15 protein-coding genes are annotated in these 22,136 nt (G+C 34.8%); all 15 read right to left on the bottom strand.

Annotated features, from left to right (window positions below; genetic code table 11):
* Window positions 1-707: 707 nt before the first annotated feature.
* The 15 genes from Q5O86_RS05090 to rpoC all read right to left on the bottom strand — a co-directional run bounded on the left by Q5O86_RS05090 (window position 708) and on the right by rpoC (window position 22,119).
* Window positions 708-1,361 carry a response regulator transcription factor gene (locus tag Q5O86_RS05090; RefSeq protein ID WP_302626064.1) on the bottom strand — a complete coding sequence of 218 codons (654 nt, stop codon included), beginning with the start codon at window positions 1,359-1,361 and terminating at the stop codon, window positions 708-710.
* A 155-nt stretch (window positions 1,362-1,516) separates the two neighbouring features.
* Window positions 1,517-3,184, bottom strand: coding sequence for a sodium:alanine symporter family protein (locus tag Q5O86_RS05095; RefSeq protein WP_302626065.1), 1,668 nt, complete (start codon window positions 3,182-3,184; stop codon window positions 1,517-1,519).
* 198 nt (window positions 3,185-3,382) lie between these two features.
* Window positions 3,383-3,811: a hypothetical protein gene (locus Q5O86_RS05100; RefSeq protein ID WP_302626066.1), complete on the bottom strand. Its 429-nt coding sequence runs from the start codon at window positions 3,809-3,811 to the stop codon at window positions 3,383-3,385.
* Window positions 3,812-3,836: 25 nt separating this feature from the next.
* Window positions 3,837-4,769 carry a thiamine pyrophosphate-dependent enzyme gene (locus Q5O86_RS05105; protein ID WP_302626067.1) on the bottom strand — a complete coding sequence of 311 codons (933 nt, stop codon included), beginning with the start codon at window positions 4,767-4,769 and terminating at the stop codon, window positions 3,837-3,839.
* On the bottom strand, window positions 4,769-5,962 hold the full coding sequence (gene porA, locus Q5O86_RS05110) for a pyruvate ferredoxin oxidoreductase (RefSeq protein ID WP_302626068.1): 1,194 nt from the start codon (window positions 5,960-5,962) through the stop codon (window positions 4,769-4,771). Before porA ends, Q5O86_RS05105 begins: the two co-directional genes overlap by 1 nt.
* A gap of 2 nt (window positions 5,963-5,964) precedes the next feature.
* Window positions 5,965-6,267 (bottom strand): 4Fe-4S binding protein, encoded by a 303-nt coding sequence (locus Q5O86_RS05115; protein ID WP_302626069.1) that lies wholly within the window; start codon window positions 6,265-6,267, stop codon window positions 5,965-5,967.
* On the bottom strand, window positions 6,268-6,840 hold the full coding sequence (locus Q5O86_RS05120; RefSeq protein WP_302626070.1) for a 2-oxoacid:acceptor oxidoreductase family protein: 573 nt from the start codon (window positions 6,838-6,840) through the stop codon (window positions 6,268-6,270).
* 133 nt (window positions 6,841-6,973) lie between these two features.
* Window positions 6,974-8,794: an ABC transporter ATP-binding protein gene (locus tag Q5O86_RS05125; RefSeq protein WP_302626071.1), complete on the bottom strand. Its 1,821-nt coding sequence runs from the start codon at window positions 8,792-8,794 to the stop codon at window positions 6,974-6,976.
* On the bottom strand, window positions 8,791-10,719 hold the full coding sequence (locus Q5O86_RS05130) for an ABC transporter ATP-binding protein (protein WP_302626072.1): 1,929 nt from the start codon (window positions 10,717-10,719) through the stop codon (window positions 8,791-8,793). The genes Q5O86_RS05125 and Q5O86_RS05130 overlap by 4 nt, the downstream gene beginning before the upstream one ends.
* 313 nt (window positions 10,720-11,032) lie before the next feature.
* Window positions 11,033-12,070, bottom strand: a complete 1,038-nt coding sequence (locus tag Q5O86_RS05135; RefSeq protein ID WP_302626073.1) for a hypothetical protein — start codon at window positions 12,068-12,070, stop codon at window positions 11,033-11,035.
* A 33-nt stretch (window positions 12,071-12,103) separates the two neighbouring features.
* The gene (locus Q5O86_RS05140) at window positions 12,104-12,856 is read right to left on the bottom strand and encodes a hypothetical protein (protein WP_302626074.1); all 753 of its coding nucleotides are present in this window, start codon (window positions 12,854-12,856) and stop codon (window positions 12,104-12,106) included.
* Window positions 12,857-12,883: 27 nt separating this feature from the next.
* Window positions 12,884-15,895 carry a DNRLRE domain-containing protein gene (locus Q5O86_RS05145; protein ID WP_302626075.1) on the bottom strand — a complete coding sequence of 1,004 codons (3,012 nt, stop codon included), beginning with the start codon at window positions 15,893-15,895 and terminating at the stop codon, window positions 12,884-12,886.
* A gap of 724 nt (window positions 15,896-16,619) precedes the next feature.
* Window positions 16,620-17,333 carry a queuosine precursor transporter gene (locus Q5O86_RS05150; RefSeq protein ID WP_302626076.1) on the bottom strand — a complete coding sequence of 238 codons (714 nt, stop codon included), beginning with the start codon at window positions 17,331-17,333 and terminating at the stop codon, window positions 16,620-16,622.
* 108 nt (window positions 17,334-17,441) lie between these two features.
* Window positions 17,442-18,158, bottom strand: a complete 717-nt coding sequence (locus Q5O86_RS05155; protein ID WP_302626077.1) for a radical SAM protein — start codon at window positions 18,156-18,158, stop codon at window positions 17,442-17,444.
* 139 nt (window positions 18,159-18,297) lie between these two features.
* Window positions 18,298-22,119 carry a DNA-directed RNA polymerase subunit beta' gene (rpoC, locus tag Q5O86_RS05160; RefSeq protein ID WP_302626078.1) on the bottom strand — a complete coding sequence of 1,274 codons (3,822 nt, stop codon included), beginning with the start codon at window positions 22,117-22,119 and terminating at the stop codon, window positions 18,298-18,300.
* Window positions 22,120-22,136 lie beyond the last annotated feature (17 nt).

Genomic DNA, 22,136 nt, shown 5'->3' on the forward strand with positions numbered 1-22,136 from the left:
GCGACCACCGAGATCTACACTCTTTCCCTACACGACGCTCTTCCGATCTCATGCCTGGTCGTCCTGGCGCTGTAATCTCCAGCTGCCATCATCTGTGTTGTATGAGATAATTCAACAATCGGCTTGGTGATTTTTCTGGATAAAACATAAGATAAAAGAACAGATACTATCAACGTCCCAATCAACATCAGTTGATACTGGCTATATATAGTATCTCTGTCTTCATAAATATATTGAATATTTCTAATACTACTGACATAAAATTTCTTATTATAAACCTTTATGGTGGACATTATCTCTAAATACATTTGCCCGTCATCTTCTCTTTTTATAATAAAAGCAGTGTACTTCTTTCCTAATTCCGACAACGAAATAGAACCGTTTGCCAGCCCGTCACTGTACAATTGTTTTCCTCTAGAATTATATAATCTTATACTATATCGATTTTGTCCAAGGCTGTTTTTTACAGATTCCGTTGCATTTACTATGTTTTCCTCAATATCCTCATCCTTATCTACAGAAACACCAATAGAAGTTTTCAGCATATTCATAAACATTTTATTTTCACTGGTTTCCCTTTGAATTTCTCTATCTAAAGAATTTGTAAATGACATATAAAGTAATGCACCTCCAAAAATAAGGTACATTAACGTTACAATACTAAATATTGACAAAAATATTTTCCAGAAAAATTTCATTATTCTATCCTATCCCTTTAGCCTATAACCCACTTTATAAACTGACTCAATTTTTCGCTCCCAACCAAGTTTTTTTCGTACCCTCTGTATGTGGAGGTCAACCGTCCTGCTATCTCCCATATAATCATTTCCCCAGACATTCTCATAAATCACTTCCCGATACAATGCCACATTTTTATTTCTAACTAAAAGCACCAGCAAATTAAATTCTTTTAATGTAAGTACAATCTGCTTTCCATCCTTCTGTACCTGCATAGAACTCATATCAATCACAATATCATCTTCCACAATGATATCTTCGGTCTTTTTATACCGTCTCAGCACGCTTTCTACCCTGGCTAGAAGCTCTACGACTTCAAAAGGTTTTGCAATATAATCATCTGCGCCTAACCTCAGTCCCTTCACTTTATTATCTGTCGTTCCCATTGCAGTAATAAATATCACAGGATAATCCATCGTCTTGGCATATTCTAACAGCTCATATCCATCAATCTCCGGTAACATTATATCGAAAAGGCATAGGTCAAAACGAATCACATCCATCATCTTCGCTGCATCTTTTCCATTATATGCGCATGTACATGAATAGCCTGCCTTCATTAAATTTACTTTAATTAAATTTGCAATAATCTCATCATCTTCCGCAATTAAAATTTCAATCATTGGCGTTCCCCTGTCCTAAAATTAAATTATTTTTTACACGGATATTTTGTATCATACTTGTATCATTATTGTATCTTATCACAACGGTTCAAAAAGTGTCAAAAAAGCTGCTTAAGTTTATGCCATAAATGTATAAACTCAAACAGCTTTCAATATTACTTATTTTTCTTCTCTTTTTTTATCTTATCAATTTCCGGCTGGAACCGTTCAACCTCTTTTGCAATAACTCCGCTTAATGCGAGCATACAAATCAAATTCGGAATTGCCATAAGTGCATTCGCTATATCTGAAAAGTTCCAAACAATATCCAGAGCCGTTGTTGCTCCCACAAAGACAATCAATGAGAAAAATATTCTGTAAAGCATATTGTACTTATGTGTATTGAAAATATATTCAAATGCCTTTTCCCCATGATATTCCCATCCGAGAATCGTAGAAAATGCAAATAATGCAATACCTATTGTCACAAGATATCCTCCTATTTTTCCAAGGGCTGAAGAAAATGCGGCAATTGTCAGAGCGGCGCCTTTTACCACTTCATTATATTCATACTTGCCATTCTCAAATATATATTCATTACCGGAAGCATCATTCCATGTTCCTTCTATTGTAGAAGGTGCTTTCTGCTTATCTGCATATGACAACTCAACTGTCTGCTTTTCCTTTTGGTCATCTACATATGTTAATATCAGATTCTCCCCCTCTAATTCGTATGTATAATCTGCACTGACTTTTTTATTTTCACTATCCTGTGCCACCACTATGATGTTATTCGCTACAACATCATACGTTCCCTTTACCGCCGTATCTGTCATGCCAAGAACACCTGAGGAAGCAATACACAGTCCGGTAATTGTGCAGACAACAATTGTGTCCCAAAAAGTACCTGTCATATTAATGTAACCCTGCCGAACCGGGTCATCCGTTGTAGCAGCCGCAGCTGTGATTGCAGCGGAACCCATACCTGCCTCATTAGAAAATACTCCTCGGGCAACACCATAACGCATAGCATTCATCATAGCTGCCGTAATTGCACCGCAAAGGCCACCGCCCACTGCGTCAAAGCTGAATGCCATCTTAAAAATCATTGCCATACCTGCCGGTACATTTTGAATATTTATTACAATAACAACCAATCCGGCAATGATATAAAAAACAGCCATAAGAGGAACAACCACTGACGACACCTTTGAAATCGTCTTAATTCCACCTACAATAATTACTAATGCCAGAACCGTAAGAACAATACCCACAACTGTCGGTGAAAAACCAAACGTACTATTCAATGACTCTGAAATCGAGTTTGCCTGAGTCATATTTCCGATACCAAAAGATGCTATCACGGCAAAGACAGCAAACAGCATACCGAGAAAGGCTCCCAATTTCTTGTTTTTAAACCCTTTCTTCATTGTATACATAGGTCCGCCGGACATTTCTCCCTTTTCATTCACTTCGCGATATTTTATCGCAAGCATACATTCGCTGAACTTTGACGTGAGACCAAAGCAGGCTGAAATCCACATCCACACAAGAGCTCCCGGACCACCGGCCACCATAGCCGTAGCAACACCCACGATGTTTCCTGTACCAATGGTAGCTGCCAATGCTGTAGTCAACGCAGAAAAAGGCGATACATCTCCCGTTCCCCTGCTCGTTGTTCTTGCCTCTTTACTAAGTGTACTCTTAAGTGCATACCCAAGATTTCTCCAAGGTCTGAATTTCAGTCTTATTGTAAGAAATATTCCCGTCCCCACAAGTAAGACTAACATAACCGGTCCCCAGACAAAATCATCAATTGCCGAAATAATTTCTGCAAAACTCATATTCTTTCTCTCCCTTACCTTTATTCCATAAACGATATTCCCCTTTTTCCTATTATCAGACAAAAACAAAACATGAATTATCTGCTCACAAAAGAAAAAAGGGGTAGTTAAAAAACTACCGCCCTTGGTAACTAATATTATAATAATGAACCTGTTTTATCATGTCAAGTTTTATTCCATAATTTCTCTATTACAATACTATTTTACATTTAAATTATTAAGAAAATCCTCTATTATCATTCTTGGCTTTTTGGACTTTATCCAAACAACCGCAATTACAACAATAAGCAATGCAGCAACGATTCCACACAAAATAATATTATTCGTTTGATTTTTCCACACAGACCACACAAACCTGACAACGATTAATACAATTGCAAAAATAACAAGTGAATATAAATAAAAGCCATATGTAAATCTTCCCATAAGAGAACAGTTCCCATTATCTTCTTTAATTTTTCCTTTGAAAACAACCGGAATGGCCTCCTCTCCATTGTGAAATTTTCCGTTTTCAAGACAAATCTCAACTCTGTCCTCATCAGATTTCATTTTAAGATTTTTCTTCGCTGCCTTACTCTTCATCACATTCAGCAGAGTCGCCTTATCTCTGTTAAACTGAAACTCCATAATTTTCCCTTTCTATCACAGTGTATTATCTGCTGCATTTAAACATAAGGTCTTCCCATCTTCTATCAACCTCTTTTTGATATTTCTCAATTAAGTGTTCATTATTCGGTTGAAACAAATGTTTAAATCTTCCCTGTGTCTTGAGAAACTCTTCAATTGGCAATCTCTTCTTCGGCTCATAATTTAAAACCCATTTTCCTTCAATTACTTCATAAAGAGGCCAATAGTTAGTCTCAACTGCCAATCTACAGATTTCCATAATCTCGTCTGTCTTATATTTCCAGCCCGTCGGACATGGTGCACATACATTCAGAAATGCCGGTCCATCCGTGTAAATTGCTTTCTCCGACTTTGTATGTAAATCTTTAAAACCATTAAAAAACGTAGTCTGTGCAGCATAAGGAATATCATGTGCTGCCAAAATTGCTGCCAAATCCTTTCTATACTGCTCCTTACCATTGCACTGACTTCCAACAGGTGTTGTTGTCGTGTCTGCGTACATTGGCGTTGCTGAAGAACGCTGAGTACCTGTATTCATATACGCCCCATTATCATAGCACACATATGTATAATTTGTTCCGCGTTCCATTGCTCCCGACAATGACTGGATTCCGATATCATATGTTCCACCGTCACCACCAAAACAGATGAATTTATAGTCTTCTTTTACTTTTCCTTTTCTCTTTAACGCTTTGTACGCTCCTTCCACGCCACTCATCGTTGAGCTGGCATTTTCAAAAGCACTGTGAATATAACTGTCCTCCCATGCCACATATGGATACTGAAAAGATGATACATTTAAACATCCTGTTGCACAGCCGATAACTGCCTTATCTCCCTCATGTAAACCACGAAGCACGTTTCTGGCACAGATTGTCGCGCCACAACCTGCACACATTCTATGACCGGGAGCAAAACGTTCCGGTTTATTCATTGTTTCTTTAAAATTGTAACCCATTAGTTTTCCTCCTTATCGCGAAGTCCCATATATCTGTATGTAGGACCGGTCTCGCCTGTCTCTGCAATATTCTTTAATGTCTCATAAACATTAATCATATCTTCCACTCTGACATCTCTTCCACCAATACCATACATAATATCAATTGTAAGTGCGCTACACTTTTCTGTGTACATTGCCTGCATTGTCTCAGCGCCAAGCGGACCACCATTGGTTGAAAAAGCCTCACTCCTATCCATGATTGCCACTGCCTTGCACTTTTTCAGAGACTGAGCAATTTCCTTTCCCGGGAAAGGTCTGAAAGAACGAACCTTGATAAGCCCTACTTTGTCACCATCTGCCCTCATCTTGTCAATGGCATCCTTTGTTGTTCCCGCTGCGGAACCGATAATGACAACCGCATATTCCGCATCATCCATTCGATATTCTTCAATCAGTCCATATTTACGTCCTGAAATCTTTTCAAAATCTCTTGCGACATCCAAAATAACCTGTTTTGCATTTTCCATTGCGTGAGCCTGTGCTTTTCTTGACTCCATATAATAATCAGATACCGCATAAGGTCCCACTGCAAATGTCTCATCAGGATTGAGCAGATACTCTGAAGGTTCTCTTTCTCCCACAAACGCCTTTACAGTCTCATCATCTAATAATTCCATATTCATCATTGCATGGCTGGTAATAAAACCATCCTGGCAAATCATAATCGGCAACATTACATCCTTATGCTCTGCAATATTAAACGCCATTACCATATTATCATAAGCTTCCTGATTATCTTCTGCATACAATTGTATCCATCCGGAATCTCTCGCTCCCATCGTATCAGAATGGTCACAGTTAATATTCAATGGACCTGTAAGAGCCCTACAAACTGCTGCCAATGCTACCGGAAGACGGCTCGAAGCCGCAACACCCAAAACCTCCCACATAAAAGCCAGTCCCGCTGATGATGTGGCAGTCAGTGCTCTTGCCCCGGCAGCGGAAGCTCCCATGGCCGCACTCATAGAACTGTGCTCCGATTCTACTGTAATAAATTCTGTATCCACCAATCCATTAGATACATAATTTGAGAAATATTGCGGTATTTCTGTGGACGGTGTGATAGGAAATGCCGGAAATACATCCGGATTAATCTGTCTTAATGCAGTTGCTACAGCTTCATTTCCCGACATTAATACTCTCTTTGGCATATCTATTTCACCTCCATTTTGATTGCATGGAACGGACATGCCTTTACACATATACCACATCCCTTACAATGATCATAATCTATGTTCTGTCTCTTATAATCCTTCACAGGAATAGCACTGTCCGGACAAACCGGCACACATAAAAGACACTGTTTACACTTTTCTTCATCAATAACAGGTGCAATGTTTGTCCAGTCACCGGTTATAAATTCCTTCGTTGTTCCACAACCGACAATTGTGTTACCTCTGGTCACATCCTGCCATGCGACATCCTGACCCAGTTTTGTAATATCTGATTTTGCCATTTATCTTACCTCCCTCAAAGCCATTCTCAACGCTTCCATATTTCCCTCGATGACTTCAGGTTTCTTCGCAAACTTATGCCGGAAAGACCCTTCCATCTCATTCAAAAACGTCTCATCATCAATAACTCCCGTTATTTTGACAATAGCCGCAAGCATCGGTGTATTGGGGAAGTTTTTACCCAGCGTATCCAAAGCAATCTGTCTTGCATCAATCGTATACACTTTTCCTTGATATCCTTTGAGATGTGGAATAATTTCTTCTTTTGTCTTGGATGTATTGATTAGAATTGCTCCATCTTCCCTAAGCCCTGCAGTAACATCGACAATTTCAATCAATGTTTCATCTACTACCACAACAAACTGCGGGTCATATATATTAGAGTGAACCCTAATTGGCTCGTCGCTGATTCTGTCATAAGCAGTAATCGGAGCTCCCATTCTCTCAGGTCCATATTCCGGAAATCCCTGAGCATTTTTTCCTGTTTTAAATGCAACTTCCGCCAAAAGAAGTGCCGCTGTTTTTGCACCCTGGCCTCCGCGTCCATGCCATCTGATTTCAAGAGTGTTCTTCATCTTTTTATTCCTTCTTTATCTAAAAATTTTAAATCTCGTATATATGCCATAAAATGACACAACAAATTTAATTATATAAAAAAACGATATACTTTTCAACTAATTTACTTTTACAGACAAAATAACCCTTTTACTATTTGTAATGCTTTGCCTGTGTATTATACATATTTGCATAAAATCCGTTCTGAATTGTCATCAATTCATCATGTGTTCCATCTTCAATGATTCTTCCATTATGGAAAACAATAATTCTATCACAGAATCTGCATGAAGATAGTCGATGTGAAATATATACTGCAGTTTTTCCTCCAACTAAACTGTCAAAATGCTTATAAATTTCATATTCTGAAATTGGGTCGAGTGCCGCTGTTGGTTCGTCGAGAATTACTATTGGAGAATCCTTATAGAGAGCCCTTACAATTGCCAGCTTTTGTGCCTGTCCACCAGATGGTTCAATACCGGATTCATCAAACATCTTATACATAATTGTATCCATTTTTTTGTCCGTACTTTTTACCCATTCACTAATACCTCCCAATTCACAGAGTTTAAATAATTGCTCATCACTCACATCATTATCACCTAATGTAATATTATCTCTGATTGAAAAAGCCAGTAATCGATAATCCTGAAATACTACAGCCAAAATTTTCACATAATCCTGAAATGCAAACAAGTTAATATTTCTTCCATTAATTAAAATTTCTCCCTCTGTCACATCATAAAGTCTGCACAAAAGCTTAATAAATGTAGTTTTTCCCGCCCCATTAAATCCAACAATAGACAAGTGCTCTCCATGATGAATTGTGGTATTTACGTTTTTTAATACATATAATTCAGTTCCCGGATATCGAAAACTCACATTTCTAAATTCAATTGTGATTTGAGACAAATCGATATCAAAAGATATCGAAGAATCTATTTCATTTTCTTCATATTTGTCAATTGTCTCGATAAAGTCAATATAATATTTCAGAATAGATGCTGTATACTCAATACCAAAATAACCGGATACAATTCCTGTGATAGAATCTGTGAATTGCTTTGTCGCCTGAATTAAGCTACTAAAATCACCCAGATTAATATTTTTTTGTAACACTTTTATTCCTAAAATAATATAAATCATACTATTACAACAATTCGAAACTATCTTTTCAAATCGTTCATTGTGCCATACTTTCCTCCAATTCGTCAAGGCTGCATTATAAATTTGATACCCAAGCCCCAACTGATTTTCTAAAACCATATTCCCCGCATCATATAATCTGACATCTTTTGCATATCTGCTGTCCGCCATTTCTTCATCATAGTAGCTAAAACCGCGTTCTAAAGTTTCAACATCAGAAAAATACTTTTCCCTTTGATTATTGGTTCTCATATTGGCAAAACTACTTACAATAAAACTCAACACAATTGGTACTAATAATACAGGAGAAGCAGAAACAACAAGATAAATCACTCCGGACAATACAAAAATATTCGAAATGATTCCTATAATTCCGTTCGTAATCCCTTGAATCTGCCCGGTTTCATCCAATCCACGTTCAGCATTTTTTATTTTATCCAGCATATCTGAATTTTCAGTATATTGAAATTTCATTTTAATTGCCCGCATGCTCAGTTCAGTTTCCAGTAAAGTTCTAAAGCCGTCCCCTATCGTAAACTGTTTTTCATTTGTAATCTTCGTCAAAACTTTATAAATAAAAGCTCCCAGACAAATAAAGATAATCCAGAATGTAACCTTTTTAATATCCCGATTGCTCTCATATGCAATTTCATTAATTAAATATTTCGTTCCAATAATTGTAATAAATGGTCCGAGAGATTGAACAATAATTGAGCTTACAACATAGAAAAAATAAATGGGCTGCTTTTTCCATGCATAAGTCATAAAAAACACAATACACCTTTTAATGCTTTTTAACTGTGTAAAAAACGTTCTTATCACCTTCATTTGTTCACCCCCTCACTACAAACCGTATATTCCACCTCTCGATTATTGTACATATTTTCTGTCACTTGCTTATCATTCTTATCTCTATAATACTGCGCCTGAACATTGTACATTTCTGCATATTTTCCATTTTGTTCAATCAATTCATCATGAGTGCCAAACTCTATAATCTTACCTTTATCGAACATTGCTATTTTGTCACAAAACCGCGTACTTGATAATCTATGTGAAATAAATATTGAAGTCTTATTCTCCACCATCTTGTTAAATTCCTGATACATTTTATCCTCTGCCACCGCATCCAATGCCGCCGTTGGTTCATCAAGAACAATCACACTTCCATTTTTATATAAGGCTCTTGCCATCGCAAGTCTCTGTTTTTCTCCACCGGACAAATCAACACCATCTCTATGAAAAATTTTCAACATTTGTGTATCTATCCCTTTTTCATAATGTGACAGTTTCCTGTCAAGTCCACTTATTTTGATGCATTGTTGTACTTTATCCATATCAGTATGTGCCTCATCCCGCAGTGATACATTTTGCCATATAGGAACGGCAAAACATTCTATATTTTGAAATACCGGAGAAAAAATCTGATAATATATATTTCTATCATATCGCTTTACATCAATTCCATTTAAAAGAATCCTTCCCTCTGTAGGTTCATACAATCTCATAAGAAGTTTTGTAAAAGTGGTTTTCCCTGCACCGTTTATCCCAACAATTGCTAATTTCATTTTAGATGAGAGCGTCAAATTAACATTTTTTAATGCATATTTGTCACTGCCCGGATATTTGAACGATACATTTTCGAATACAAATTCATAAGAGTCTAACTCTATATCCATAAGAGTCCCTTCTCCCTTTTCCCTATTTACATTCGCATCCGGCCATTCTATCATTGTTCTAAAATCATTTAACTCTAACCTATTATTATTTAAAAAAGATAAGTTACTAAAAAGGTCTGTAAAATTTTTCGATAATGCATTGACCATACCTACATATAAGATAAAATTACCGATAGTCATCTCTTTGAATAGCACCATATACACAAGCCAAATATAAAGAATTGACGTTTGAATTAAAACAATTGTATTCATCTTTGCATCACAAACAATCCATCGCTTATGATGTTCTGTAAAGTTGTCAATATATGTCCTATTTAATTTATTAAAAATATTACCTATCCAATGATTCATATGAAACAGGCGAATGTCCTTGGCAAAATCAAAATTTCTGGTCAGCCTACTCATATAATTTAATTTTCTGTATGTAGGTGCCAGAACATCACTATGTTTCTTTTTATCTTCTATCATTGTATTATCAAATATTTTATATGTAAAAAATGCAAGTACACAGACAATAAGTGCAATCAACGGATTCAAAACAATAATAGCTGTACCCGAAATAATAACCATTAAAAATTGCGAAATTAAGTAATATATCCTTTGATATATTCCTCTAAATCCACTACCCCAAAAAGTACTTCGTCTTGCACGCTGCATAAAATCCAGAAATTCCGGATTTTCCATATTGGAATAGTCTGTAGTATAATTTTTGTGCAATCGCTCATTTACAATCTGAGAACACAATAACTCCCAGTCCCAATCTCGTTTATACCAGCAAAAATTCCATATTAAATCGAATATTAAAGTTACAATGCACAAAATAACAGTGACTATTACCAACTTGTTTATTGTACAATTATTACTTATCATATCAATTACTATTTTAGGAAAATAAATCACAATCAATTCATATATTGCATAGGAGATACTTCCAATTACAATAGCATACGCTAATGACTTCTTATATTTAAAAGCTGTTTGTAAAGCGTAGATTATATTTTGAATAATGGAATAATTTCTGTAATTCTCATTCTCCTCAACGCTTTCCTTTTGTTTTTTTCGTATACTTTTCATGTCTTTTCCTTTCTATACAGAATCACCAAAAGCATTAGCCGCCACATTCTGGAATTGTATGTGCCCGTTATAAGCAATTATACAAGCTAAGTGCTTTTTTCTCATGGCTTATGCAAAAAATCGATTTAAGATAACCCTAAATCGATTTTACAACCATATATATTCACACAATTTCATTGTGCATAAAATCATGTCAATACAATTTATATTCCAGCTTTACTTCGGTAATAATTTTAAAGATTAAGCAAACCTGCTCCGTCATTTATTTTATTTTCAAATTTTTAAAATTTTAAGAACTAGCAATTACATATTCTTAATTTATTTTTATTTTGCCTTGCGATTTATATGTTTTGTTTCCGATGCTTACATAAACTATATATTTATATTTTTTAGCTTTTGCTATTCTTTTTAAGCGAGCCTTTTTTATGTTAATTGATATTAACGTACTTCTTATGTATTTCTTTTTTTTATTTATTTTCTTGTCATATATAACATACCTTTTCTTATTATTTTTTATAGCAACTTTAATTTTTGATATTTTTTTTAAACTTGGATTATTTATTTTTAAGTTAAGTTTGATTATTTTTTTTGAATTTTTTACACTCGTTTTTATTCCTGCTTTTCCTAAAGTCTTAATAAATCCCCTACATTCAGCTACTGCAGAATAAATGTATTCTTCACTTACATCTATCTCTGCATACACTATATAATTGTATTTGACCTTTTGCTTTAATGTATACTTGGCATCTTCTTTAATATCAAACAAATATTCAAATTTATTATCAGTTTTATTAATTGTTTTATAATAATCCTTTACTATTTTATTATTATTTAAAATTTTTACCCCTATTTTTTTTATACATTCGCCTTTAGGATTATCGACACCCACAACCAAAACAGCTGTATTACTTTTTTCCTTTTTGTCAACAACACGGACTTTTACTGCCTGTGTTGTGAAATGATGTTTTGCTGTATACATAGATAAATTTACATTTTCTTTTGTTTCAGCCAAAATAACATAGTCATATTTTTTATTTGGTTCAAGTTTTATTTTAGTATCTTTATTAATATCAAAGGCTAACTTCATTTTCTTTGATGCAGTATTAACCATTTTTTTGTATTTGACAACTTCATTACCATTACTACTTATTGTAATCTCAAATGCTTCGATATTAACTCCTGCTACATTATTAAGTGTTGCATTCAAAATAGCATTATCATTTGTAACCACATCTTTCTCACAATTTAATGACAAATATGGTGCTGACATTGCTAAAGATTTTTCCCCCGAACTAGTTAATGATAATAATATTGACAAAAATAATATTAAACTTAATTTTTTATATTTCATATCATATTCCTTTCTAAAAAGAATAATATACTGTTATTTCAATACTTCTCTTTCAAACGATAGCTTATCTAGTTCCTTAAGATTCATTATATCATCTTTTGAATGATAGTAAAATATTTTCACTATCATATCTCCTTCGATAAATGAAAGCATATATTCTGTATCGCTTTTTTCACTTTTCTTTTTCTTTAAAATACAATTTTTTTTACCATCTTTAAATTCTACAATTTTAGACACATAAATATAACTATCATATTCATATCCTGTCTTTTGCCCCATAGAATTTAACTGCTCTTCCGATGGTATTTCCTGTTCTTCATTAAGAACCATATCATACTTCTGCTCCATATATTTTCTGATGTCCGTTGTATCTATACCTCTGTTCTCTTCATTATTTATAGGTTCTATGCAAATCCGCATTGAAGGGGTTTCAAAAACATAATTAATATAACTTCTATTTGAGTCAATAAATATACTATCTACTTCTACCTTCTGCATTGTAGGTACTAATATATATTTATATTCATTTGTATATAAGTCGATTATATCTGCAAAAGCTCCATTATTTACCTTTTTTGTTTTATCATTTTTCAACATATCAATCAATTCTTTTTTGCTTGACATATTATAATTAAAAACATCTTGACCTTTAGATTCTGTAAAACTTCTTTTTTTATTTTTTATGTTTGCTACACTTTCTACAGTTGTTTTAGTTTCTGAATTGTTATCACACCCCACCAGTAATAATAATAATATAAAAATTGTTGTAAATAATACTTTTTTCATTTTTCGCTCCTCTCTACCAATTGCTTTTTAATGATGATCCTTAAGATGTTTATTAATATCATTGTAACATCCTGTACAATATAGTTGACTCTTATCCTCTTTAGAGGCTATATTCTGCCAACCATTGCACATAATACATGTAGTTGATCTATTTGATGACGGATTGCATTTTTTGCATAAGCTACCACCTGTGCAACTACCATCTTCTCTTATTTCATGATAATGATCGGGTGCTCCCAAAAAATGGGACAATTCATGTGTTAAACAACTTTGCATCTCTACAAATTCATCTTCTGGACTATATATTTCTGAAAGACAAATCCCATTATTACTACAAAAAAAACTACGATTAGATTGTATTCCTTCTGAATCAAATAATGCATTTCCTGTCCATAAAACCGATACTTTCGTATTATTTCCTGGGTATTTTGCGATAAAATCGCTATATGTTGCCATTGGATCTGTACAAGATGGATTGTGATTTGTGCCTCCTGGACACTTTGAGTTTATTGTTGTTGAATTAATAGGTACCCCTCTTTTATATTTACAATTGTCTGATAAAGAAGTTATTCTTTGTGGTGTATTATTAGTAATTATCAGTCCAAAAGTATCTTTAAATACTTTCTTAACTTCATTATTTAATTTCTGAAGTTGAGTTACTCTGTTTCCACACGAACTATATCGTAAATCAAATGCCATATCATAATAGTTATTAACTATAGCTGTAAAACCTACAATTGCCGTAAATGACTTTGTAAAAACATTATTACTTTTATTATTTTCAGAAACATTATTGGTTGCATTCGCTGTAACTCTTACTTTATATGTACCAACTGCTGATGGTTTCCAAGCCGTAGATACCGTTGCTGACTTACCTGCTTGAATTGCCGGAGTATTTACACTTATTTTATTTACTACCATATTGCTACTGTTAATAAATTCAAAAGTTGTAGTTGTTGTTGCTGCTTTTGTATAGTTATTAGTTATTTGTGCAGCATAAGTATTATTCGCCATTGTTGTATTTGCTTTAGAAGTAATTATTCTTGATACTGCTAAGTCAGGTTTTTTATATCTATCAGCTACTTTAATAAATTTCCATTGACTCTTCGCGTTACCAGTATATGATGCAAACTTTACGTTTGCTCCTGATTTAATGCTTCCACTTACTGTATATAACGCTTTTATGTCATCTAAAACTTTAGACATTATTCTATAAGTTCCAGAACCATCATTGTTTTTAACAATCTTAAACTTAATCCAATCGTCCGAACCATCCTGCCATATATCCGCATTATTGCTCTCTATATCCTCTACATCTAAATAACCTTTTGCTCCATAATTTTTGTTGGCAATAGTATAATATCCATTTTTCTTCTTTACAACTTGCCATTGCTGTCTGTCTGAATAATCAATTAACAATTGTCTTACATTATCATTTGATGTATTAACATCAAGATAAAGCCCACTATTGTAATTTTGCAGGAAATATATATCCTCTGTAATAGTTGTATCTTCAGTATACTCAATTTTTATTGTCGGTCTTTTCGATGCTGTTCCATAATTTGCTGAACAAAAGTCTTTTCTTTTCTGAGAAGAATTTTTAGGCACTAACATTACTCCATACGCAGCTTCATATCCTCCTTCTCCAATCTGATCTGCGAGCCATTCTTTTACAGGCGATGTTATTTTAAATTCATAAAATCCTGACGAAGATATTTTTTTAGTATCCAGAGCCGAGCCATCTTTTCCTGGTCTATTTTTCCATGTTATTGAAGTACTCGACCAGATATCATCTGTATCGTACGCTTTTATTTCAGATGTATATGTTGTTCCCGAACCTTCGTATACTCTTAATGTAGCACTGGTTATCTTTTTAGGATTTATATATGTATAATTCTTAATAGCTGTTGTCTGAAAGAAACCATATCCTGTTCCATAACTTCCTCCTACGTTACCAAGCTGAATCCATGCATTAGATGCAAAATTACTAGTACTTTTACTACTATATACTGGTGCATCTTTTATTGATGAAATTGGTGAAATCGAAGGATCAACTAATACTGGATATTTTGTACTCTTACTATCTAAAAATTTTTTATCCAATACATATGTCAATTGATATTTCCCTTCACTGATTCTCCTAATCTTGTAGGAATTATCAAAGGAAATATGATCATTCCTATTTGAACCACCAACATAAGAATCCTTAACAAACAATTCCCCTAAATTAAAAACAACTTCTGTTGTTCCCTTTTTCACAAAATCGATTGTCTTACCTTCTAATGTTTTTGGCACTAATCCATTTGTCTCAACCATAAAATCAAAAGAATACTTTTGCAAATTCTTTTCGATAATAATATTTTCTTTAACGCCTGTATTCTGTGGAACATACTGTAAATGATAACCCTTTCCAAATACATCCTTATATTCTGCACATTCTTCTGCTTCTCCTAAAAATTCGACTTCTTCAACAGTAACATTAGAAACATTTTTCCCAATTGGCTTAAACTTTAAAGACAATTTATCTTTATCTTCCACCAATATACTTTCATCATTTTTCTTTGGAACATAAATTTTAACATTGTTTGAAGAATTTTCTAATTCATAAGTAACACTTTTATGTACTTGTCGGTTTGATTTTTTTAAACTATTATCAATAAACCTTACTTTATTTTCTTTCTTATCATAATACTTTACTGGCGAATCAAAAATATAAAGTGTTTTAGAATTATCCTTTTTAACAGTTGTAAATGAATACAAATCAAGACTATCAGTTTCATCTATATCCTTTATTGCTCCTAAATCAATACCCACATCTTCAACTAACTCCTGTGGAATATCGGTTTTCTTAAATCTTGTATTTAGTAAATCAATTTGTCCTGGTTTTTCAGCACTATATTTTTGAAATTTAACACCACTTAATCCGCTAAGCTTGGCTTTTGATTTTTTTGCTGATGCCATTGTCTGCAAATTAATACTTGAAAAAATCATAGTACAGACAACAATACCTGCCAACAATCTTTTTGTTATCTTTTTCATAATACATCCTCCTTATTTTTGTCATCATATTTTCTATCTACACGACATTTTTTATAATTTTTAGTAAAGTGTGATTAAGTTCACCATCATACGCACTTAATTTCCCCTTTATTATTCTCAAAATATATCTTATCAGAATAATAAATTGTTGTTTTATACCTTTAGACAACAAAAAATGGCAGAGTCTGCGTGCATTCGACCACAATCTCTCCCACTAATACTGGTTTATCATTACCACTTTCTTTGATACGTTTTTCATCCACTCATTTTCCTTACATTTTTATACTCATTGTTAAGCTATCATATAATAATTTAATTGTCAAATTTTGTATTTCTTTTACATATTATATGATTCTCAATTTTTTATCTCCCATACGTTTAAATTATACTTTGGTTCATATTATTGTCTACTACAGCACCACATATCTTACTTCTGACTATTTACCTCATTATTCTTATTAACGATTACTATGTTACTTTTCTTGTCTCATTTATATTCTAAACAAATAGAGCACAAACAGTACTCTTTTTAAGTACTATTTGCACTCTATTTTATAAGTTACATTATCTAAATACCAACCAAAGTACATATCCTTAATTGCAAATTGAATGGCTTTTTTATAGTCACTCTTTTGCAAATCATAAAAAGAAATATGGTAAATATTTTGCGAAGAATTATTTTCAAAGCTTTAAGAAAATTTCATCAATGCCCTGCAACAAGCAACTATTTACTAATTTCCTTTTCGTCTTCACACTTTTTAATTTTTCTGGCAAGATACACAAACGGTGTATCCGCTAAACTTGTCACAATAAATATTCCATAACTTGAGATTACAATACTTATCAATGTTTTCATACTATGTATTCCGAGAAACGCTCCAAAAGTAAATAATAAATTATTTAAAAACTGTGAGATTAATGTTGAACCATTATTCCGCAACCAGAGAAATTTCTCCCTACTTCCAAATTTCTTTTCTGTCCATTCCCACCATTTATGATATGCCCACACATCAAACTGCTGCACAATCGCATATACAATCATACTTGTAAGCATAAGCCTTGGTGTATTCGAAAAAATTTTCTGCATTGACGGCATTGCCAGGTCTGAACCTGCCGGTGTATAAAGTAACCACCACTGTGACAATACAATAAACATAACAGATGTTGCAATCCCTATATGAACTGCTCTTTTTGCCTCTTTTTTTCCATACAGCTCACTGATAATATCTGTCACCAAAAATGTAGATGCAAATAATACATTTCCAAGGGTCATTTCAATACCGAAAGCTTTAATCATAATTAAAACTTCGATATTCGCTGCTATCGTCGCTATAGATGTAAAACAATACAATCCATATTTACCAAATAGCTTAAAAAAAACAATTTCGCCTCCATATATAATCAATATGGATAACACTAACAATACTTCATTCGACATAATACTTATCCTCCTTTTTTTTGCTCTTTACAGTCATTGCATCAATTTCTCTGCACGACCGGTCTATGTCTTAATAATTCTGTATGGCCGGACTTCTTTAGCTATGAATTATCCGACGCCAAAATCAGTATTATTCAATAATATATCCACTCTCACATTATCCTTATAAATCGGATAAACATAATTCATAAACTCCTCTATTACCTTTTTATCCGGTTTTATTGGCATTTGATTTTCCACCATGATATTCACACATACACGTTCAAAATATTTTAGCCCTGTTTCAATATCATTTATCATTGTTTCAGCATTTTGTCCACTGATTCCCTGCAGCAAATTTATCTCATCAAAATATTTAGCTATTATTTCTGGATTCTTCTCATCAATGCCTTTCACTAAAACTGCTTCTCTCAGTCTGTCATCAAATGTTTCTAACCCCAGTTTTATGATTGGTCTTACTCCCAGCCTAGCAAAAGATTGTTTAAATGCCTCAACCTCATTCCTATGCATGTAATGACACTCAAAATGAACCTCTTTAATATCTTTCTCTAAACATATCTTTTTTATCATTTCTATTGTCTGACTATCCAAGTCAACGAAACTTCCGGAATTAATTACCTCTAATTCATGATACAGACCTGTGACATGGCTTAGAACTTGCTCGTTAATCTTAAAATTTGCCTGAATATCCTTACTGCTGTCTAAATGATAGTCACAAAATCTGCATTTACGCCATTTGCAGCCATCTCCTACTAACATAACAATTTCCCTTGGGTTTTTATCTTCTATAACCGAATATCGAATCGGTTGAAACCCTTCTACCATGACTTTCCTCCTAATATTTCACTAAAACAGACAAAAACGAGCGCACTAAGGCACCCGTTCTTGTTGTTTTATCAATTATAGCCCTTAGTTTTGTTTATAGACAGGATGGTTTCGAACTGTCTGTTATATACTTTGTAAATTATTCTTCTACTATTTCAACGGTTTCTTCAACAATCTCGATTGTCTCATCGATTGCCTCTTCCACTTCAGAAACTTCTCCGACTACTAATGTTTCATCTTCTGCACTTTCTGAAAGTTCAAGAACATCTTCATTAGACGGAACAGTCTTATTATCCGTACTTAATTTTACAGAGTTATATCTCTTCATACCTGTACCTGCAGGAATCAATTTACCTATCAGTACGTTTTCCTTAAGACCAATCAATGGGTCAACCTTTCCATTGATAGCTGCTTCTGTAAGAACTCTTGTTGTCTCCTGGAATGAAGCTGCTGAAAGGAACGAACTTGTTGCAAGAGATGCCTTTGTAATACCAAGCATAATCTGCGTACCTGTAGCCGGCTCCTTACCCTCCGCTTCTAACTTCTCATTGATTTCATTAAAATCAAGAACCTCAACTGTTGTTCCAGGTAAAAATTCTGAGTCACCGGCTGTATCTACCTTAATCTTCTTAAGCATCTGTCTAACGATAACCTCAACGTGCTTATCGTTGATATCAACACCCTGAAGACGGTAAACTCTCTGCACTTCCTTAATCATATAATCCTGAACCGCACGGAGACCTTTTATCTTTAAGAGGTCATGCGGATTAATGCTACCTTCTGTCAGCTCATCACCGGCTTCAAGAACAGTGCCATCAAGAATTTTAATTCTTGAACCATATGGAATCAGGTAAGCCTTTGACTCGCCCGTTTCCTGATTTGTCACGATAATTTCACGCTTCTTCTTTGTTTCCTTAATCTCAGCTCTTCCACCAAACTCTGCAATAATTGCAAGTCCCTTTGGCTTTCTTGCCTCAAATAATTCTTCTACTCTAGGAAGACCCTGTGTAATATCATCACCGGCAACACCACCTGTATGGAATGTTCTCATAGTAAGCTGTGTACCAGGCTCACCGATAGACTGTGCCGCAATAATACCAACTGCTTCACCTACCTGTACTCTCTGGCCTGTTGCCATGTTTGCACCATAACATTTTGCACAGACACCAACATGTGACTTACATGTGAGAATCGTTCTAATCTTAACTTTTGTCACACCTGTTGCCACAATCTTAGCAGCTCTCTTTGGTGTAATCATATGATTTGCTTTTACAATCATATTTCCATCCGCATCGTACATTGTCTCTGCGGCAGTTCTTCCTGTAATACGCTCCTCGAGACTTTCAACGACTTCGTTTCCATTCATCAAAGTCTCAATTTCCATAAACGGAATTGCCTTACCTTCACAACAATCTACGTCACGGATAATCAAATCCTGGGATACATCAACAAGTCTTCTTGTAAGATATCCCGAATCGGCTGTACGAAGAGCCGTATCGGAAAGACCCTTTCTAGCACCATGCGCTGAGATAAAGTATTCCAAAACGTCAAGACCTTCACGGAAATTCGACTTAATAGGGAGTTCGATTGTCTTACCTGTCGTATCAGCCATAAGACCACGCATACCTGCAAGCTGTTTAATCTGCTTATCAGAACCACGGGCACCTGAGTCAGCCATCATAAAGATGTTGTTATATTTATCCAAACCGCCGAGAAGTGCACTTGTAATCTGATTATCGGCATTCTGCCATGTCTCGATAACTTCTTTATATCTTTCCTCATCTGTTAAGAAACCTCTGCGGAAATGCTTTGTAATCTCATCCACTGTACTCTCTGCATCTGATAGAATCTGTTTCTTAGCTTCCGGTACAGTCATATCCGAAATAGAAACCGTCATCGCAGCTCTTGTTGAGTATTTATAACCCATAGCCTTAATGTCATCCAAAACTTCTGCTGTCTTTGTTGCGCCATGATTATTGATTACTTTCTCAAGGATTTGCTTTAATCCTTTCTTTCCAACATGGAAATCAACTTCTAACTTGAGATAATCCTCATCCTTTTCTCTCTTCACAAAACCTAAATCCTGTGGAAGAATTTCATTGAAAAGGCAACGTCCTAAAGTAGTATCTACAACACCCTCTACTTCTTCACCGTTTCCATTAAAGACTTTTCTCTTTACTCTTATTTTCTGATGGAGAGAGATATCTCCATTCTCATATGCTAAAATTGCCTGATTTACACTACTAAAATAACGACCTAAAACTTCTGCTGCCTCACTAATGACAACTCTGTCCTCTGCCTGATATCTGATAATATCGTGCACAGAAATTTTTCCATTATCTAACGCCTTTTTGATTTCACCCTCAGACTCGTAAATCTTTTTTCCAGCCTTAGCTTCTAATTCGGCATCACCTGTATAATCCACCATTCTGTCCATTGTCAGATAATAAATACCGAGAACCATATCCTGTGAAGGAACTGCTACCGGTGCACCATCTGATGGTTTGAGCAGATTATTTGGTGAAAGCAGTAAAAATCTACATTCCGCCTGAGCTTCCACTGAAAGCGGAAGGTGAACAGCCATCTGGTCACCATCAAAGTCGGCATTGAAAGCTGTACATACTAACGGATGTAACTTAATTGCCTTACCTTCTACCAAGACTGGCTCAAATGCCTGAATACCTAATCTATGAAGCGTCGGAGCACGGTTCAACATAACAGGATGCTCTTTGATAACCTCCTCAAGTACATCCCATACCTCTGTCTGAAGTCTCTCAACCATCTTCTTAGCGCTCTTGATATTGTGTGCTGTACCGTTTGCAACTAACTCTTTCATAACAAACGGCTTAAATAACTCGATAGCCATTTCTTTTGGAAGACCACACTGATAAATTTTAAGCTCTGGTCCTACTACGATAACAGAACGTCCTGAATAGTCAACACGCTTACCGAGTAAGTTCTGACGGAAACGTCCCTGCTTACCTTTGAGCATATCAGAAAGTGACTTCAATGCTCTGTTACCAGGTCCCGTAACTGCTCTTCCTCTTCTACCATTATCAATAAGAGCATCCACAGCTTCCTGCAGCATTCTCTTTTCATTTCGAACGATAATCTCAGGAGCCCCTAACTCAAGAAGTCTCTTAAGACGATTGTTTCTATTGATAATTCTTCTATATAAATCATTTAAGTCTGATGTAGCAAATCTACCACCATCCAACTGTACCATTGGTCGAATATCCGGTGGGATAACAGGAATAACATCCATTATCATCCATTCAGGTTTATTTCCTGAACTTCTAAATGCCTCATAAACCTCTAATCTCTTTACAATCTTTGCTTTCTTTTGACCTGTAGCCTCGAATAACTCAGATTTTAATGCTTCCGCTTCCTTATCCAAATCAATAGCCTGAAGCAGCTCCTTGATAGCTTCAGCGCCCATACCTACTCTGAATTTTCCCTCAAATTCATCATAAGCCTCTCTAAATTCCTTCTCTGATAATACCTGCTTATACTCCAACGTAGTTTCCATTGGGTCAAGTACAATATAAGAAGCAAAATATAAAACTTTTTCTAATACTCTAGGTGATATATCAAGGATTAATCCCATTCTTGAAGGGATACCTTTAAAATACCAGATATGTGATACAGGTGTAGCAAGTTCAACGCTGCCCATACGCTCACGACGTACGCTCGCCTTTGTTACTTCAACCCCACATCTGTCACAGACTACGCCTTTATATCTGATTTTCTTATACTTACCACAATGACATTCCCAGTCCTTGTTTGGTCCGAAAATCTTTTCGCAGAACAAACCGTCCTTTTCAGGTTTTAATGTTCTATAGTTAATTGTTTCAGGCTTTGTAACCTCGCCCCTTGACCATTCTCTGATTTTTTCAGGGGATGCGAGACCAATTTTAATTTTATCAAATGCTACCTGTTCACTAACATTAATGTCTGCCATAATCAATCTCCCTTCTC

The sequence above is a fragment of the uncultured Eubacterium sp. genome (genome assembly GCF_937958975.1).
GTDB lineage: Bacteria > Bacillota > Clostridia > Lachnospirales > Lachnospiraceae > Eubacterium_G.

Coding starts and splice junctions, on each gene's coding strand:
- Q5O86_RS05095 (WP_302626065.1), bottom strand. CDS start 3,184: ATGAGTTTTGCAGAAATTATTTCGGCAATTGATGATTTTGTCTGGGGA.
- Q5O86_RS05135 (WP_302626073.1), bottom strand. CDS start 12,070: ATGAAATATAAAAAATTAAGTTTAATATTATTTTTGTCAATATTATTA.
- rpoC (WP_302626078.1), bottom strand. CDS start 22,119: ATGGCAGACATTAATGTTAGTGAACAGGTAGCATTTGATAAAATTAAA.
- Q5O86_RS05100 (WP_302626066.1), bottom strand. CDS start 3,811: ATGGAGTTTCAGTTTAACAGAGATAAGGCGACTCTGCTGAATGTGATG.
- Q5O86_RS05125 (WP_302626071.1), bottom strand. CDS start 8,794: ATGAAGGTGATAAGAACGTTTTTTACACAGTTAAAAAGCATTAAAAGG.
- Q5O86_RS05105 (WP_302626067.1), bottom strand. CDS start 4,769: ATGGGTTACAATTTTAAAGAAACAATGAATAAACCGGAACGTTTTGCT.
- Q5O86_RS05150 (WP_302626076.1), bottom strand. CDS start 17,333: ATGTCGAATGAAGTATTGTTAGTGTTATCCATATTGATTATATATGGA.
- Q5O86_RS05115 (WP_302626069.1), bottom strand. CDS start 6,267: ATGGCAAAATCAGATATTACAAAACTGGGTCAGGATGTCGCATGGCAG.
- Q5O86_RS05140 (WP_302626074.1), bottom strand. CDS start 12,856: ATGAAAAAAGTATTATTTACAACAATTTTTATATTATTATTATTACTG.
- Q5O86_RS05145 (WP_302626075.1), bottom strand. CDS start 15,895: ATGAAAAAGATAACAAAAAGATTGTTGGCAGGTATTGTTGTCTGTACT.
- Q5O86_RS05130 (WP_302626072.1), bottom strand. CDS start 10,719: ATGAAAAGTATACGAAAAAAACAAAAGGAAAGCGTTGAGGAGAATGAG.
- Q5O86_RS05090 (WP_302626064.1), bottom strand. CDS start 1,361: ATGATTGAAATTTTAATTGCGGAAGATGATGAGATTATTGCAAATTTA.
- Q5O86_RS05155 (WP_302626077.1), bottom strand. CDS start 18,158: ATGGTAGAAGGGTTTCAACCGATTCGATATTCGGTTATAGAAGATAAA.
- Q5O86_RS05120 (WP_302626070.1), bottom strand. CDS start 6,840: ATGAAGAACACTCTTGAAATCAGATGGCATGGACGCGGAGGCCAGGGT.
- porA (WP_302626068.1), bottom strand. CDS start 5,962: ATGCCAAAGAGAGTATTAATGTCGGGAAATGAAGCTGTAGCAACTGCA.